At 71.8% G+C, this 15,004-nt stretch carries 12 protein-coding genes; 4 read left to right on the plus strand and 8 right to left on the minus strand.

What is annotated here, in order from left to right; translation table 11 throughout:
• The 4 genes from G3I78_RS44410 to G3I78_RS44425 form a co-directional block, all read right to left on the minus strand.
• On the minus strand, positions 1-1,070 hold a 1,070-nt coding region (locus G3I78_RS44410; protein WP_164435756.1), incomplete at its 3' end, for an ABC transporter ATP-binding protein.
• A 112-nt stretch (positions 1,071-1,182) separates the two neighbouring features.
• Positions 1,183-1,953: an ABC transporter permease gene (locus G3I78_RS44415; RefSeq protein WP_203616384.1), complete on the minus strand. Its 771-nt coding sequence runs from the start codon at positions 1,951-1,953 to the stop codon at positions 1,183-1,185.
• Positions 1,954-1,955: 2 nt separating this feature from the next.
• On the minus strand, positions 1,956-2,924 hold the full coding sequence (locus tag G3I78_RS44420) for an ABC transporter ATP-binding protein (protein ID WP_164435757.1): 969 nt from the start codon (positions 2,922-2,924) through the stop codon (positions 1,956-1,958).
• A 10-nt stretch (positions 2,925-2,934) separates the two neighbouring features.
• Complete coding sequence (locus tag G3I78_RS44425; RefSeq protein ID WP_164435758.1) at positions 2,935-4,266, minus strand: MDR family MFS transporter; 1,332 nt, start codon at positions 4,264-4,266, stop codon at positions 2,935-2,937.
• A 90-nt stretch (positions 4,267-4,356) separates the two neighbouring features.
• Here G3I78_RS44425 and G3I78_RS44430 point away from each other — a divergent pair, with 90 nt between their 5' ends.
• Entirely contained in the window at positions 4,357-4,911 is a 555-nt protein-coding gene (locus G3I78_RS44430; RefSeq protein WP_164435759.1) for a TetR/AcrR family transcriptional regulator, read from the plus strand.
• Between the two features lie 75 nt (positions 4,912-4,986).
• On the opposite strand, the gene G3I78_RS44435 is transcribed toward G3I78_RS44430, so the two are convergent.
• The 3 genes from G3I78_RS44435 to mce all read right to left on the minus strand — a co-directional run bounded on the left by G3I78_RS44435 (position 4,987) and on the right by mce (position 10,633).
• Positions 4,987-5,922 (minus strand): cellulose-binding protein, encoded by a 936-nt coding sequence (locus tag G3I78_RS44435; protein WP_164435761.1) that lies wholly within the window; start codon positions 5,920-5,922, stop codon positions 4,987-4,989.
• Between the two features lie 182 nt (positions 5,923-6,104).
• Positions 6,105-9,983 (minus strand): polarized growth protein Scy, encoded by a 3,879-nt coding sequence (gene scy / locus G3I78_RS44440; protein WP_164435763.1) that lies wholly within the window; start codon positions 9,981-9,983, stop codon positions 6,105-6,107.
• Between the two features lie 209 nt (positions 9,984-10,192).
• On the minus strand, positions 10,193-10,633 hold the full coding sequence (mce, locus tag G3I78_RS44445) for a methylmalonyl-CoA epimerase (RefSeq protein ID WP_164435764.1): 441 nt from the start codon (positions 10,631-10,633) through the stop codon (positions 10,193-10,195).
• Positions 10,634-10,781: 148 nt separating this feature from the next.
• Here mce and G3I78_RS44450 point away from each other — a divergent pair, with 148 nt between their 5' ends.
• The 3 genes from G3I78_RS44450 to G3I78_RS44460 all read left to right on the plus strand — a co-directional run bounded on the left by G3I78_RS44450 (position 10,782) and on the right by G3I78_RS44460 (position 14,316).
• Positions 10,782-11,984, plus strand: a complete 1,203-nt coding sequence (locus tag G3I78_RS44450; RefSeq protein WP_164435766.1) for an acetyl-CoA C-acetyltransferase — start codon at positions 10,782-10,784, stop codon at positions 11,982-11,984.
• Between the two features lie 25 nt (positions 11,985-12,009).
• On the plus strand, positions 12,010-12,966 hold the full coding sequence (meaB, locus tag G3I78_RS44455; protein WP_164435768.1) for a methylmalonyl Co-A mutase-associated GTPase MeaB: 957 nt from the start codon (positions 12,010-12,012) through the stop codon (positions 12,964-12,966).
• Between the two features lie 126 nt (positions 12,967-13,092).
• On the plus strand, positions 13,093-14,316 hold the full coding sequence (locus G3I78_RS44460; protein ID WP_164435770.1) for an MFS transporter: 1,224 nt from the start codon (positions 13,093-13,095) through the stop codon (positions 14,314-14,316).
• An 8-nt stretch (positions 14,317-14,324) separates the two neighbouring features.
• Here the strand turns inward: G3I78_RS44460 and G3I78_RS44465 are convergent, their stop codons facing one another.
• A complete protein-coding gene (locus tag G3I78_RS44465; protein WP_164435772.1) occupies positions 14,325-14,951 on the minus strand; it encodes a PepSY domain-containing protein in 627 nt (208 codons plus the stop codon).
• Between the last annotated feature and the right edge of the window lie 53 nt (positions 14,952-15,004).

The raw sequence follows: 15,004 nt of genomic DNA on the forward strand, positions 1-15,004 counted from the left end.
TAGGGCGCCGGTCCGCCCGGTGCGCCCGCGAAGGGCTGGCCGCCCTGCTGCGGGGGCGGCGGGGCGTACCAGTCGGGCTGGCCCTGGCCGGGGACCGGCATGGGGGCCGGGGCGCCCGGCGGCAGGGGCTGCATGAGGCCCTGCTTCTGGTCGATCGTGGAGCGGTAGTCCACGGCGCCCTGCGTCATCCGCATGTACGCCTCCTCCAGGGAGGCCTGGTGCGGCGACAGCTCCCACAGGCGTACGTCCGTGTCGTGGGCGATGTCGCTGATGCGGGGGAGCGGCAGCCCCGTGACCCGCAGCGCGCCGTCCTGCTCCGGCAGGACGTGCCCGCCCGCCTCGGTGATCGCGGCCGACAGCTTCTCGCGGAGCTGCGGCTCGGTGTCCGGCGTACGCACCCGTGCGAAGCCGGCGGAGTTCGCGGCGATGAAGTCCCGCACCCCCATGTCGGCCAGCAGCTGCCCGCGCCCGATCACGATGAGGTGGTCCGCGGTCAGCGCCATCTCGCTCATCAGATGGGAGGAGACGAAGACCGTACGGCCCTCGGCCGCCAGCGCCTTCATCAGGTTGCGCACCCACAGGATGCCCTCGGGGTCCAGTCCGTTGACCGGCTCGTCGAAGAGCAGCACCTGCGGGTCGCCGAGCAGCGCGGCCGCGATGCCGAGCCGCTGGCCCATGCCCAGCGAGAAGCCCTTGGAGCGCTTTGTGGCCACGTCCTGGAGGCCGACGACCCCGAGCACCTCGTCCACCCGGCGGGCCGGGATGCCGGACAGCTGGGCCAGGCACAGCAGGTGGTTACGGGCCGCCCGGCCGCCGTGCACGGCCTTCGCGTCGAGCAGCGCACCGACCTGCCGGGCCGCGTTGGGCAGCCTGCGATAGGGGTAGCCGCCGATCGTGACCTGCCCGGACGTGGGATTGTCCAGCCCCAGGATCATCCGCATGGTCGTCGACTTGCCCGAGCCGTTGGGGCCCAGGAAGCCGGTGACGGCACCGGGACGCACCTGGAAGGAAAGGTTGTACACAGCGGTCTTGTCGCCGTAGCGCTTGGTCAGGCCGACTGCCTCGATCATGCTCCGCACCCATCGCAAGGTTCAGGACAGCGGGGCACACGCCCCCCGTAAGGGTTAGGAGCTTATCGGGGCGCTGACGGTTCCGCTCAAATGAAAGCAAAGGCTCTTCGCGTCACGCGTCCCGCTTCTTCAACAGGACGTAGCCGCCGATGAGCGCGGCCGCCACCCACAGCGCCATGATCCCGAGCCCGCCCCAGGGGCCGTAGGGGGTGTCGTCGTCGATCGGGGTGACCACCTGCATGATCTTGCTTCCGGCCTGGTCGGGCAGGAACCGGCCGATCTTCTTGGTGGCCGAGACATTGCCGAGGATGTTGGAGATCAGGAAGAAGAACGGCATCAGGATGCCCAGCGACAGCATCGGAGAGCGCAGCATCGCGGCGACGCCCATCGAGAACATCGCGATGAGGGTCATGTAGAGGCCGCCGCCGATCACCGCGCGCAGCACGCCCGGGTCGCCGATCTCCGCCTTGTGCGAGCCGAGCATCGCCTGCCCGAGGAAGAAGGTGACGAAGCTGGTGACCAGGCCCACGACGAGGCAGAGTCCGGTCGCCACCGTGATCTTCCCGGCCAGGAAGGCACCGCGCCGCGGCACGGCGGCCAGCGAGGTGCGGATCATGCCGGTGCTGTATTCGTTCGACACCACCAGCACCCCGAACACGATCATCGCGAGCTGGCCGAGGCTCATCCCGGCGAAGCTGATGAAGGTGGGGTCGAAGGAGAGCTGGTCCTTGCGGCTCATGTTGTCGAACTCGTTCTTCGACAGGGCCGAGATCAGGATGCCGAGCCCGATGGTGACGACCACGGCGAGGGAGAGCGTCCACACCGTGGAGGCCACCGAGCGGATCTTGGTCCACTCGGAGCGGATGACCTGGGTCGCCGCCATGGTCAGTTCCCCTTCCAGCCGTCGCCCCACTGCTGCTGGGGCGGCAGCGGTGCGTCGACGGGTGTGTCGCTGTGGGCGTGGTACTCGACCGACTCCGCGGTGAGCTGCATGAACGCCTCCTCCAGGGAGGCCTGTTGGGGGCTCAGCTCGTGCAGCACGATCTGGTGCTGCGCGGCCAGCTCACCGATGTGCTCCGACTTGCTGCCGTCGACCTCCAGCGAGCCGTTGCCCGTCTCCACGACGGTGACCCCGGCCGAGTGCAGGACGTCGAGCAGCCGCTCGCGCTGCGGGGTGCGGATGCGCACGTACGACCGCGAGTTCTGCGCGATGAAGTCCGCCATGGAGGTGTCGGCGAGCAGCCGCCCCTGGCCGATGACGACGAGGTGGTCGGCGGTCAGCGCCATCTCGCTCATCAGGTGGGAGGAGACGAAGACCGTACGGCCCTGCGAGGCCAGCGACTTCATCAGATTGCGGATCCAGTGGATGCCCTCGGGGTCCAGTCCGTTGACCGGCTCGTCGAACATCAGGATGCGCGGATCGCCGAGCAGCGCGCCCGCGATGCCGAGCCGCTGGCCCATGCCGAGCGAGAACCCCTTGGCCTTCTTCTTCGCCACGGCGGTCAGACCGACGGTGTCCAGCACTTCGTCGACCCGCTTGCGCGGGATGCCGTTGCTCTGCGCGAGACACAGCAGGTGGTTGAAGGCGCTGCGCCCGCCGTGCATGGCCTTGGCGTCCAGCAGGGCCCCGATGTACGTCAGCGGGTCCTTGAGCTGGTCGTAGTGCTTGCCGTCGATGCGCACGTCCCCGGCGGTGGGCCGGTCCAGGCCCAGCATCATGCGCATGGTCGTCGACTTGCCGGCGCCGTTGGGCCCGAGGAAGCCCGTGACGATGCCCGGTCTGACGGCGAAGGTCAGGTTGTTGACCGCCACTTTCTCGCCGTACCGCTTGGTCAGCCCCTCCAGCTCGATCATGCCGACCACGCTAGGGGTGTGCCTCGGCGGATGCCACTCGTATGGGCAAACGGAGACCGACGAGAGCGGCAAGAAACGTGAAAGCCGTGGACCATGCGAACGCGTACGGGAACCCGCCGTGGGTGAGTACGGCGGCCAGCACCGCGGTGCCGAAGGAACCACCGAGCTGCTGCACGATCCGGACGGCGGCGCTGGCGTGCGGCACACGCGCGTGGTCGAGGTCCTGGTAGGCGCCCACGTTGACGGCGAGGTTGGCGGCGCTCATGCCGAGCCCCCGCACGACGAGGGCGACGGGCAGCAGCGCGGCCGAGGGGTGCGAGAGGGCGAAGGGGAGGGTGCCGAGCGCCGCCAGCAGCAGGCCACCGAGGGCGACCGGGCGGGGGCCGACCCGGTCGGTGAGCGAACCCGTCACCCGGGCCAGCAGACTGCCGAGGCCCTGCGGCGCGAGCAGCAGTCCGGCGGCGACCACGCTCTCGCCGCGCGCCTGCTGGTAGTAGAGGGGCAGCAGGAACATCCCGCCGTACAGCGCGAGTCCGTTCAGGAACATCAGCGCCGAGGAGACGGCGAAGGCGCGGTCGCGGAACAGCCGCAGTTCGACGAGGGGCCGCGGGGAGCGCAGGGCGTGCGCGGCGAACGCGGCGACGAGTACGGCGCCCACGGCGAGCGCCCCGGCCCTGGCGGCGCCGGTCTCCGTGAGGCCGTAGATCAGCGCGGCCAGGCCGGGGGAGAGGAGCAGCAGCCCGGTCACGTCGAGGCGGTGGCCGGGGCGGGGCGTGTCCTTCGGGACGCCCCGGTGGGCCAGGGCGGGGGCGAGCAGGCCGAGCGGCAGGTTGACGTAGAAGATCCAGCGCCAGCTGAGGTGACCGACGATCAGACCGCCGAGGACGGGGCCGAGGATCGGTCCGAGGAGTGCGGGCAGGGTGATCACCGCCATCAGCCGGCCGAGGTCGCGGCCGCCCGCGGCCCGCATCACGAGGGTCTGGAGGACGGGCAGCAGCAGACCGCCGCCGACTCCCTGGACGACCCGGAAGGCCACCAGCGAGCCGATGTTCCAGGCGAGCCCGCACAGCATCGACCCGACGAGGAAGAGAGCGAGCGAGCCGAGCCACACACGGCGGGCGCCGTGGCGTTCGACGGCCCACGCGGAGACCGGGACGACGGTCGCGAGGGCGAGCAGATACGCCGTGCTCACCCACTGCACAGCAGTCGTGGACGTGTCGAGGTCGGTGCCGAGGGTGTGGAGGGCTATGGAGACGATCGTGCTGTCCAGGAGGGGCGTCACCGCTCCGAGGACGAGGATGCCGGCGAGTTTGAGTACGGCGGGGTCGAGACGGGTGGTCATGACACTCCCTTTGGAGACGCAACGTCTCTTAAGTAAACGATAGGCTCACCCTCGTAAGAGACGCAAGGTCTCTTAAAGGGAGGTGTACGGATGACCGCACGGCGGCGCGGTGCCGCTCTGGAGGCCGACCTGCTCGACGCGGCCTGGGCCGAGCTGGAGGCGGTCGGCTACGCCCGGCTGACCATGGAGGGGGTCGCCGCACGGGCCCGGACCGGGAAACAGGTCCTGTACCGGCGCTGGGGCAACCGGGCGGAACTGGTCATCGCCGCCATGCGGCACCGCACGGGGTCCATCGCCGACCGGGTGCCGGACACGGGGTCACTGCGGGAGGACGTGCTGGAGGTGCTCCGGGCGGGCGCGGAACGCCAGCGCCAGATCGGCCCGGACACCCTGCACGGGCTGCTGGCCGAGGCGCGGGACGTCGATCCGGCGTTCTTCGGGATCATGCGCGGAGTGCTGCGGACCGTGGTCGAACGGGCCGCCGAGCGGGGGGAGATCCCGACCGCGGACCTGCCCCGGCGGGTGCTGACGGTGCCGACGGATCTGCTGCGGCAGGAGGTCCTGCTGAGCCGGGAGCCGCTCTCCGAGGGGGTGCTGGAAGAGATCGTGGACGAGGTGTTCCTGCCCCTTGTCAGCAGGGGCTGACCGCGCCCGGCGAACGGCGAAGGCCCGTACCTCCGGGGGAGACGGTACGGGCCCTCGTGCTGCCTTCAGGCGGTGTTACCGGGACTGCTGGGCCGGAACCCCGCGAGAGACCGGCTCGTCCTCGATGGGGGAGCCGGCCGCGGCTACGGCCGCACCGGTGAGCGTCGCCAGCATCTCGCGGACGTTCGTCAGCTGAGCGTTGATGCTGTCGCGACGGTTCGTCAGGGCCGCCAGCTCGCGCTCGGATTCCGAACGGATCCGGTCCGCCTTGGCGTTGGCGTCCGCCACGATGTCCTCGGCCTGACGCTGAGCCGTCTCGACGGTCTGACGCGCACGGCGCTCCGCGTCGGTGCGCAGCTTCTCGGCCTCCAGGCGAAGCTGCTCCGCGCGGTGCTCGATCTCCGCGAGGCGCTTCTCCGCCTTCTGCTGACGGGACGCCAGGTCGCGCTCGGACTGCTCCCGGCGCTTGGCGAGGTTCGTCTCGAAGTCGGCGGCGGCCTGCGCGGCCTTGGCGCGGGTCTCCTCGAAGAGGGCGTCCGCCTCCTCGCGCTTGGACTGCGCGTCCTTCTGGGCCTCGGAACGCAGCTGAGAGGCGTCGCTCTTCGCCTTCTCGACGATCCGGACGCCTTCGTCCTCGGCCTTGGCCTTGCGCTCCGCAGCGAACGATTCTGCGTCGTTGCGGACCTGCTGGGCCGCCGACTCGGCCAGCTCGCGGTGCTGTTCGGCCGCGCGACGGGCCTCCTCGCGCAGATCCTTGGCCTCCTCCTCGGCGAGGCGGAGGATCTTCTCGACACGCGCGCCGAGACCGGCGTACGACGGCTCGGCGTCGCTTACCTGGGCCTGGGCGTTCTGCGTCTCGAGGTGGAGCTCCTCGATGCGCTTTTCCAGGGCGGTGATGCGGGAGAGAGCGCTGTCACGGTCGGAGACGAGCTTGGAGATCCGTTCGTCCACCTGAGCGCGGTCGTACCCACGCCGCACAAGCTCGAAGCCGTAGGGGGAAGTGTCGCTCATGGGGTTCCTGTCAAATGAGACCGGTGAGGTGATAGAGGGAATCCTAGGGGCCGAAGCGGTGTGTCATCGAGCGGATACGTGTTTGATCTGGAGAATGACACCCCTTTTGAGTGGCTAACCCTTGGACGGCTTGCCAAAAACTTGGTCAAAGGCCCCAGACGGCACCGGATCGAACCTGTCAGTCAGCTGTCCGACGGCTTACCCGAACGAGGGGCGCCGACCGCCGCGCCCGCCTTGACGCCACCGTCCTTGCCCGCCGTTGGAGCCTCAAAAGACTCCAACGCCTCCAGGACGTCCTGGACACGGGAGATCTCGGTGTTGATGTCCTCGCGGCGGCGGACGAGCACTTCGAGCTCGCGCTTGCCCTCCTCGACCGTGCGCCTCGCCTCGCGGATCGCCTCGGCCTTCAGCTCCTCGGCCTCCCGGACCAGCGTGGCCTTCTTCTGCTCGGCCTCCTTGAGGAGCCCCTCGGCCTTCTTGACCGCGGCGATGCGCACCTTGCCGGCCTCCGAATTGGCCTCCGAGACCAGCTCCTTGGCCTTCGCCTGCGCCTTCGCGAGCTGCTCCTCGGACGCCTTGATGAGCGCGTCGCAGCGGTCGCCGGTCGACTTCATGGTCTCCGCGGCCTCCCGCCGGGCCCGCTCGTGCAGCGCCTCGATCTCGCCGGTGATCCGGTCGCGCAGCTCCTCCGCGCGCTCCCTTATGGCGGTCGCGTCCCGGCGGGCGCCGACGAGCAGTTCGTCCGCGTCCGTACGGGCCTTCTCCACCGTGGAGTTGCCCTCGACCGTGGCCTCGGCCACCAGCCGGTCGGCCTCCTTGCGGGCCGCGCCCACCATGGTGTCGGCCTGGCCCTCCGCGTCCGCGGTGGTCTTGAGCGCCTGCTGCTGAGCCTCGGTGAGGAGCTTGTCCGCCTCGGCGGCGGTCTCCGTGATGAGCGTGTCGACCTGCTCGGCCGCCTCGGAACGCCGCTTGTTGGCGTCCTTGCGGGCCTCGTCCAGGGTCCGATCGGCCTCCGCGCGCGCGGAGTTGACCAGCTGCTCGGCCTCGGCCGCCGCGTCCGCCTTGACCCGCTGGGACTCGCTCCGGATCCGCTCGGCGTGCTGCTGGGCCTGCCCGACGGTGTCCGCGGCCTCGGCACGCAGCCGCTCCGCGTCCCCGGTGGCCTCCCCGATGAGCCGCTCCGCCTTGGCGACCGACTCGGCGCGCACCCGCTCGGCCTCCGCGACCGTCTCGGTGCGCAGCCGGTCGGTGTCGGTGAGGGTCTCCGTGGTGAGCCGCTCGGCTTCGTTGCGCGCCTCGGTGATGAGGGTGTCGGCCTGGGTCGCCGCGTCCGAGCGGATGCGGTTGGCGTCCTCACGGGCGTCCGCCCGGGTGCGGGAGGCGTCCTGGTCGGCCTGCGCGATGGTGTCCGAGGCCTCCGTACGCACCCGCTGGGCGTGCTCGGAGGAGTCCGAGCGCAGCCGCTCCGCCTCCGCGATCGCCTCCGAGACGGTGCGCTCGGCGAGGGACTTGGCGGCGTCCGTCTCCTCGGCCGCCTCGCGCCGGATCCGGGCCGCGTCCTCGCTGGCCCGCTCCCGCTCGGAGTAGGCGTCCCCGCGGACCCGGTCGGCCTCCTCCTGCGCCTCGCGCCGGGTACGGTCCGACGCGTGCTCGGCGGCGGAGCGCAGCCCGGTGATCTCCTCCTGCGCCTGCTCGTGCAGCCCGGCGACCGAGTCGCGCACCTGCTGGGCGTGCTGCTCGGCGGCCGACACCATCTCGCCGGCCCGCCGGTCCGCCTCCTCGACCAGCCGTACGGCCTCGGCCTGGGCCTCCTCGACCCGGTTGCGCGCGGAGGCCAGCAGCTCCTCGCTCTGCTCGCGGGCCCGCTCACGCTCCTGGTCGGCCTCCTGGCGGGCCGCGCCGAGGTACTCCTCGGCCTCGCGGCGGCGCCGGTCGGCCTCCTCCTGGGCTGCGGCCAGCGTCTCGGACGCCTCGGTGGCGAGCCGCTCGGCGGCGGCCCGCGCCTCCGTCCGGAGCCGGTCCGCGGTGTCCTGCGCCTCGGACTTGAGCCGCTCCGCCTCGGTGGCGGCCTCGGACCGCAGCCGTACGGCGACGGCCTCGCCCTCGGCCCGGGACGCGGACGCGTCGGACGCGGCCTCGTCGCGCAGCCGGTCGGCCTCGGCCTCGGCCTGCTGCTGGAGGGTGCGGATCCGCTCGGCGGCCTCGCCGCGCAGCCGCTCGGTCTCCTCGCCGGCCTCACGGCGGATGCGCGAGGCCTCCTCACGGGCCTCGGTGAGCGACTGCTCGGCGGCGGTCAGGCGCTCCTCGGCCTCGGTGTGCAGCCGGGTCAGCTCGTCGGCGGCCTCGGCGCGCCGGACCTCTATGGCCCGCTCGGTCTCCTCGCGCAGCTCCCGGACGGCCTGCTCGGCGTCCGCCTTGATGCCCTCGGACTGCTCGACGACCTCCTCGCGGTGCCGCTCGGCCTCCTGACGGGTGCGCTGGAGGGTCTCCTCGGCCTGCCGGCGCAGCGTGGTCGCGCGCTCGATGGCCTCGGTGCGGACCTTCTCGCTGTCCGTGGTCGCGCTCTGGCGCAGCTCGTCGGCGTCCGCCTTGGCCTTGGAGAGCAGCTCCTCGGCGGTCTTGGCGGCCTCCTCGATCTGCTGGACGGCCTCCTTGCGGGCCTCCGCGCGGATCTTCTCGCCCTCGGCGACCGCGTCGGCGCGCAGCTGCTCGGCCTCGCCGCGCAGCCTGCGGGCCTCCTCCTGGAGCTCGACCGTCTTGGCCCGGTACTCCTTGGTGTCGTCCTTCGCGGAGCCCTTGAGCTGCTCGGCGATGTCGTGCGCCTCGGCCCGCAGCCGGTCCGCCTCGGTCTCGGCCTCGCGGCGGATCCGCTCGGCCTCCTCGGCGGCGGCCTTGGTGGTGTTCTGCGCGTCCTCCTGCGCCTTGTTGAGGACGTCCTCGGCGGTCTTGGCCGCCTTCGACAGCTGGGTCGCGCTCTCCTCGGCGGTGAGCGTGCGGGCCTTCTCGGAGGCCTCGGCGAGGATCTTCTCGGCCTCGGCGCGGGCGTCCGCGACGATCTGCTCGGCGGACTCCTTGGTCGCCTCGGCCTCCTGGCTGGCCTCACTGACCAGCCGGGCGACCTGCTCCTTGGCCGTACGGGTGCGCTGTTCGTTGGCCGACTCGGCGCTCGCGAGCGTCTTCTCGGCGGACGACTTCGCCTCGGTGAGCAGCTTCTCGGCCTCGGCCTGCGCCTTGCGCAGCGCCTCGTCGGCCTCCGCGATGCGCTGCTCGGCGGCCCGGCTCAGCTCGGTGGCCTGACGGCGGGCGGAGTCCGACTCGGTCGCCGTGGAGGTGCGCAGCTGCTCGGCGTGGTCGGTGGCCTCCTGCGCCTGCGTGGAGGCGCTCTCGATCAGCCGCTCGGCGTCCGTGCGGGCCCGGCGCAGCAGTTGCTCGGCCTCCGCGCGGGCCGTCTCGGCGTCGCTCGTCAGACGCTGGCGGGCCTCGGTGGTGACCCGCTCGGCCTCGGCACGGGCGGCCGCCATGGCCTGCTCGGCCTCCGCGCGGGACTCCTCCAGGAGCCGGCGGGCCTGCGACTCGCTGCGGGCGCGCAGCTGCTCGGCCCACGCCACGTTCTCGTTGACGTGCGACTCGACGGTCTGCCGGCGCTCGGCCAGCTCCTGGTCGAGCTGCTGCCGGCGGGTGACCGCCTCCTGGTGCAGCTCCGCCTGGAGGCGCGCGGCCTGCTCGGCGTGCTCCTGGAGGATGCGCTGGGTCTGAGCGCGGACCTGGCTCAGCTCGCGCTCGGCGTCCTGCCGCAACTGGTCGGCCTGGACCTGGGCGTTGCGCAGCAACTGCTCGGCCTGGTAGCCGATGTCACCGCCGTCGTAGGACGGCCGGGACATGAGGGTGCGCCGCGCCTCGTGCAACTTGGCGCGCAGCACCTCGACCTGGTAGCCGAGGTCCTCGGCGTGCTGGATCGCCTTTTCCCGCTCGGTCTTCAGCCGGTCCATCTCGGCCTCGAACCGAGAGAGGTGGTCGACGTCAGCCGCCGGCTCTCGCTCCTGGCGTTCGTAGCCCCGCACTGCGCGGTCCCATCCGTCCCCTGGTCGCAAGTCTTTCCGAACGAGCCCTGTCCATCCGCCGAACGGGGCCCCCGGGGAATGGTGTCAGATCAACGGCGGAGCATGGGCTGCCGCCCACTGCTCGTCCCCCGAAACCCGGACCCCGGAAAGCGATCACCCCCGTTCCGGGAGCGACCGCCCCCAACCCTACCGGCCCATATGTACGAGGGTCAGTGCTCAGGTGACTCAACAGGCGCCGAAGTGACCAGTTCTGTCAGTACGCCATGGCAATCCTTTGGGTGCAGGAAGGTGATCCGTGACCCCATGGAGCCGCGTCGCGGCTCCTCGTACAGAACGCGTACGCCCTTTTCCTTGATGTCGGCCGCCTCCCCGTCCACATCCGCCGTACCGAAAGCGATGTGGTGGACACCCTCGCCGTTCTTGTCGAGCCACTTGGCGACGGTCGAGTCGGGGCGGGTGGGCTCCAGGAGCTGCAGGTAGGAGGCCCCGCCGTCGGAGGTCTCGTTGATCTTGAGCATGGCCTCGCGCACGCCCTGCTCCTCGTTGACCTCGGAGTGGAACACCTCGAAGCCGTAGGTGGCACGGTAGAACTCGACAGTCTTGTCGAGGTCGAAACAGGCGATCCCGATGTGGTCGATTCGCGTCAGCATGCTGTTAGTGCATCGCTCGCGCGGTGGTTACGCAACGTGCGCGCGATCACACCGACGGCCCGATGACGGCACGGAGTGCCACTCACTACATTTGAAGTAAACCCTCGTTCACTCCTCGGCAGTGCAGCCGGTAAGGGGATCGCAGCTCATGTCTGGATCGAACAGCACGACCTCGGTGATCGTCGCGGGCGCCCGTACGCCCATGGGACGGCTGCTGGGCTCGCTGAAGTCCTTCTCCGGAGCCGACCTCGGCGGCTTCGCGATCAAGGCCGCCCTCGACCGTGCGGGGATCGGCGGCGACCAGGTGCAGTACGTCATCATGGGCCAGGTCCTCCAGGCCGGCGCGGGCCAGATCCCGGCCCGCCAGGCCGCCGTCAAGGCCGGCATCCCGATGAACGTCCCGGCGCTCACCATCAACAAGGTCTGTCTCTCCGGCCTCGACGCCATCGCGCTCGCCGACCAGCTGATCCGCGCCGGTGAGTTCGACGTGGTCGTCGCGGGCGGCCAGGAGTCCATGACCAACGCCCCACACCTGCTCCCGAAGTCCCGCGAGGGCTTCAAGTACGGCGCGATCGAGATGCTCGACGCCATGGCGTACGACGGCCTCACCGACGCCTACGAGAACATCCCCATGGGCGAGTCCACGGAGAAGCACAACGGCCGCCTCGGCATCCTCCGTCCCGAGCAGGACGAGATCGCCGCCCTGTCCCACCAGCGGGCCGCCGCCGCCCAGAAGAACGGCGTCTTCGAGGCCGAGATCACCCCGGTCGAGATCCCGCAGCGCAAGGGCGACCCGGTCCTCTTCAGCAAGGACGAGGGCATCCGCGGCGACACCACCGCCGAGTCCCTCGGCAAGCTCCGCCCGGCCTTCACCAGGGACGGCACCATCACCGCCGGCTCCGCCTCGCAGATCTCCGACGGCGCCGCCGCCGTGGTCGTGATGAGCAAGGCCAAGGCGCAGGAGCTGGGCCTCGCGTGGATCGCCGAGATCGGCGCCCACGGCAATGTGGCCGGACCGGACAACAGCCTCCAGTCCCAGCCGTCCAACGCGATCCTGCACGCCCTCAAGAAGGAGGGCCTGGAGGTCTCCGACCTCGACCTCATCGAGATCAACGAGGCGTTCGCGGCCGTAGCCGTCCAGTCGATGAAGGACCTCGGCGTGTCCACCGAAAAGGTGAACGTGAACGGTGGCGCCATCGCCCTCGGCCACCCCATCGGCATGTCCGGCGCCCGGCTCGTCCTGCACCTCGCCCTGGAGCTGAAGCGGCGCGGCGGCGGGATCGGCGCGGCCGCCCTGTGCGGTGGCGGCGGTCAGGGTGACGCACTGGTCGTGCGGGTACCCAAGGCCTGAGTCCCTCTTGGTGAACGGAGCTGTGATGCAGGACGTCTCCACCCTGGTCGCCCAGGCCAGGGAAGGCCGGCCGCGAGCCGTGGCCCGGCTGATCTCCCTGGTGGAGGGGGCGTCCCCGCAGCTCAGGGAGGTCATGGCGGCGCTGGCCCCGCTGACGGGCCACGCCTATGTGGTGGGCCTGACCGGCTCACCCGGCGTCGGCAAGTCCACGTCCACCTCCGCCCTGGTCACCGCGTACCGCAAGCAGGGCAGACGCGTCGGCGTCCTCGCCGTCGACCCGTCGTCCCCCTTCTCGGGCGGAGCCCTGCTCGGCGACCGGGTGCGCATGTCGGACCACGCCTCCGACCCCGGCGTCTACATCCGCTCCATGGCGACCCGCGGCCACCTCGGCGGCCTCGCCCGGTCCGCCCCGCAGGCCGTCCGGGTCCTGGACGCGGCCGGCTGCGAGGTGATCCTCGTCGAGACGGTCGGGGTGGGCCAGTCCGAGGTGGAGATCGCCGCCCAGGCGGACACCTCCATGGTGCTGCTCGCCCCCGGCATGGGCGACGGCATCCAGGCCGCCAAGGCCGGGATCCTGGAGATCGGCGACGTCTACGTCGTCAACAAGGCCGACCGCGACGGCGCCGACTCCACCGCCCGCGAGCTCAACCACATGCTGGGCCTCGGCGAGTCCCGCAAACCCGGCGACTGGCGGCCGCCGATCGTCAAGACCGTCGCCTCGCGCGCGGAGGGCGTCGACGAGGTCGTGGAGGCCCTGGAGAAGCACCGCGCGTGGATGGAGGAGCACGGCGTCCTCGCCGAGCGCCGCCGCGCCCGCGCCGCCACCGAGGTCGAGGCGATCGCCGTCACCGCCCTGCGCGAACGCATCGGCGACCTCCGGGGCGACCGCCGCCTGGACGCCCTCGCCGAGCGGATCGTCGCCGGCGCACTCGACCCCTACCGGGCCGCGGACGAACTGGTGGAGGGCCTGACCCAGGGCTGATCCGCTGGTACGTTGATCCGCATGTTCCTCCTCTTGGCCTAGCAGGCGCCCCCGAGCCACGGTCCGAGCACACCGCTCCCGTGGCTCCTCGGTGTCCCCTCCCACGCCTGCTTCGAGGAACCCGCCATGTCCGCGTCCTACGCGCTCGTGCTGCGCATTCCGCACGCCCGCCGCACCTTCGCCACCGCCCTGCTCGGGCGGCTCTCCTACGGCGTCGTCCCGCTGTCCGTGATGCTCGCCGTGAACCGGGCCTCGGGCTCGTACGCCGTGGCGGGCGCGGCGATGGCGCTCTTCGGCGCCACCGTTGTCCTCCTGGCCCCCGCGAGGGCCGCCCTCATCGACCGGTACGGGCCGCGCCGGGCGCTCGTCCCCCTGCTCACCGCGTACGTCGTGCTGCTCGCCCTGCTCACCGCCGCCGTGTGGCGCCCCGGCGCCTCGCCCGTCCTCCTCGGCATCCTCACCGCCCTCGCGGGGGCCTGCGTGCCGCCGCTCGGGCCGACCATGCGGACCGTGTGGTCCCGCCTCGCCCAGGACGACAAGGCGCTGCTCCAACGGGCGTACAGCCTCGACGGAGTGGCCGAGGAACTGCTCTTCGTCTCGGGCCCGCTGCTGGTGGGCGTCCTCGTCGGGGTCGTAGCGCCGACCGCCGGGATCGTCGTCGGAGCGGCCCTGATGGTGGCGGGGACGACCGGATTCGTACGGTCGCCTGCGGTGCGGGCGGTGCCTCCCGCCGCTCCTTCCTCCGTACGGCGGGACAGCGGCGGTCGGCGGGTACTGCGCCGGATCGCCCGTCCCGTGGGCGCCGCCGCGGCCGTGGGCCTCGCGCTGGGCGTGCTCGACCTGCTCGTCGTGGTGTTCGCCGAGCGGCACCACCACGGCGCCGCGAGCGTGGCCTGGGTGCTGGCCGCGCTGTCCGCCGGGAGCGCGGTCGGCGGGCTGCTCAACGGGTCGGTGAACTGGAGCCTCCCCGCGCGGACCCGGCTGACCCTGCTGACGGCCTGCTTGGGCGCGGCCCTGGTCGGCGCCGGACTCGCGCCCGGCCTCGGCACCCTCGCCCTGGTCATGGCGGGCGCCGGGTTCTTCGTGTCGCCCGCCGTCACCACGGCCTATCTCATCGCCGACGCGACGGTCGCTCCCGAGGCCCGTACCCGGGCCGGAGCGTGGGTCAACACGGCTGTCAACGCGGGCAGTACGGGCGGGACGGCGGCGGCCGGGGTCCTGGCGGGGCGGCTGCCGGTGGCTGGGTGCTTCGCGGTGACGGGCGCGGTGGTCGTGGTGACGGCGGTCCTGGGCATGACGAAGGGCGCCCGGGGGAGGGGCGCCCTTCGTGAGGAGGTGGCTGTGGTGTGACGGTCGGGTCAGTCGTCCTCGCGGTCCTGGGTGACCTTGCCCGAGTCGAGGGCGACCTTCCACTCGCCCTGCTTGCCGTCCTTCACGGTGTCCACGGACCAGGCCACCGTGCCGCGGTCGTCGTCGAGGCCGACCTCGGTCACCGTGCCCTTCGCGGCGGCGGCCAGCGCGGCCTCGCGGGCGTCGGTCTTCGCACCCTTCACCGCGGCCAGCTCGGCGCGGTCGTCGCCGTCGTTGTCGTCGTCGGCGTCACGCTGGGCGCCGAGCACCTTGCCGGAGTCCGGGGCGACCCGCACGTCGTACTCGGTGCCGTCGCCCTTGACGACGGTCACCTCCCAGACGTCGGCGCCGTCGTCGTCCAGGTCGGCGGAGACGGCGGTGCCCGGGGTGTGCTTCAGGGCGGCGGCGATGGCGTCGGCGGCGGTGACGCCGGTGCCGGAGACCGCCGTACGGTCGTCCGAGTCGTCGTCCCGGTCGTCCGCGGAGTCGTCGCGGTCGGCGGTCACCTGGGTGGTGGTGTGCGCCTGGCGCTGCGTCGCCGTCGCGTCGTCGTTCCCCGCCGCGAAGGCGGCGACCGTGCCCCCGGCGGCCAGCGCGGCGGCGGTGAGGGTGGCGATGACGATGTTGCGCTTCATGGGGATTCCTCCAGAGCCTGTCTGCTTCGTTCGCTTTCGACGGGAACCAAGTT

The sequence above is a fragment of the Streptomyces sp. SID13726 genome (assembly GCF_010548375.1).
Taxonomy (GTDB): domain Bacteria; phylum Actinomycetota; class Actinomycetes; order Streptomycetales; family Streptomycetaceae; genus Streptomyces.

Coding starts and splice junctions, on each gene's coding strand:
- G3I78_RS44415 (WP_203616384.1), bottom strand. CDS start 1,953: ATGGCGGCGACCCAGGTCATCCGCTCCGAGTGGACCAAGATCCGCTCG.
- G3I78_RS44420 (WP_164435757.1), bottom strand. CDS start 2,924: ATGATCGAGCTGGAGGGGCTGACCAAGCGGTACGGCGAGAAAGTGGCG.
- G3I78_RS44425 (WP_164435758.1), bottom strand. CDS start 4,266: ATGACCACCCGTCTCGACCCCGCCGTACTCAAACTCGCCGGCATCCTC.
- G3I78_RS44430 (WP_164435759.1), top strand. CDS start 4,357: ATGACCGCACGGCGGCGCGGTGCCGCTCTGGAGGCCGACCTGCTCGAC.
- G3I78_RS44435 (WP_164435761.1), bottom strand. CDS start 5,922: ATGAGCGACACTTCCCCCTACGGCTTCGAGCTTGTGCGGCGTGGGTAC.
- mce (WP_164435764.1), bottom strand. CDS start 10,633: ATGCTGACGCGAATCGACCACATCGGGATCGCCTGTTTCGACCTCGAC.
- G3I78_RS44450 (WP_164435766.1), top strand. CDS start 10,782: ATGTCTGGATCGAACAGCACGACCTCGGTGATCGTCGCGGGCGCCCGT.
- meaB (WP_164435768.1), top strand. CDS start 12,010: ATGCAGGACGTCTCCACCCTGGTCGCCCAGGCCAGGGAAGGCCGGCCG.
- G3I78_RS44460 (WP_164435770.1), top strand. CDS start 13,093: ATGTCCGCGTCCTACGCGCTCGTGCTGCGCATTCCGCACGCCCGCCGC.
- G3I78_RS44465 (WP_164435772.1), bottom strand. CDS start 14,951: ATGAAGCGCAACATCGTCATCGCCACCCTCACCGCCGCCGCGCTGGCC.